Origin of the sequence: Modicisalibacter coralii, from assembly GCF_004117855.1 — a bacterium.
In the GTDB taxonomy this organism is placed as follows: domain Bacteria; phylum Pseudomonadota; class Gammaproteobacteria; order Pseudomonadales; family Halomonadaceae; genus Modicisalibacter; species Modicisalibacter coralii.
In genome coordinates this window covers 1-603 of record NZ_QWBW01000073.1, presented here as the reverse complement: position 1 = coordinate 603, position 603 = coordinate 1, and the positions used below count along the sequence as shown (strand labels likewise).

At 67.3% G+C, this 603-nt stretch carries 2 protein-coding genes; one reads left to right on the top strand and one right to left on the bottom strand.

Annotation, left to right across the window (positions count from 1 at the left end; translation table 11 throughout):
• Positions 1 to 219: DEAD/DEAH box helicase (locus D0901_RS20830; protein ID WP_233440488.1), on the bottom strand; the 219-nt coding region annotated here is incomplete at its 3' end.
• 14 nt (positions 220 to 233) lie between these two features.
• Here D0901_RS20830 and D0901_RS21160 point away from each other — a divergent pair.
• Positions 234 to 603, top strand: a 370-nt coding sequence (locus D0901_RS21160) for a hypothetical protein (RefSeq protein WP_203234931.1), incomplete at its 3' end; no start/stop codon positions are given.

The window sequence follows — 603 nt, the reverse complement described above, 5'->3', positions numbered from 1 at the left end:
CTCCATCACCGCCGCCGTCTGCTCGCGACCCTGGCTGGAGTCGATGCTCGCCGCGGCGATGCCGTGGCGCTCGAGAAACGCCAGCTGGTCCTGCATCAGCGCCAGCAGTGGCGAGACCACCAGCGTCAGGTGCGGCAGGTGCAATGCCGGCAACTGATAGCACAGCGACTTGCCGGAGCCGGTGGGGAAGATCGCCGCCGCCGAGCGTCCGGCCGTCACCGCCAGGAGTGGTCATGATCGAACAGACCCTGCACAACGTCTTCGGCTACGGCGAGTTTCGTCCCGGCCAGCGCCCGGTGATCGAGGCGGTGACGGTGGGGCTGTGCGGGGCCGGGCGCGCTGGCGTCACTCGAAGGAAACACTGCACAAATGCCTGCACGGGCGAATCGCTGCGTTGCGCGGTGCGCGGAATCCTCACATATACCCCATATGCTGCGGTTCCTGTGCGCCGGGCGCCTTGCGCTTCATCCCGCTCGCCTATTTGTTCAGCGCTTCCCGAAAGCGTCGATGACAGTTCGCCGACCGCGGTCATTGTCGCATATCGTCGCCCACCAGGGCCGCCCGGCGTGGGACGCCATGACCCGGCGCGGGGGAGTTGGCATA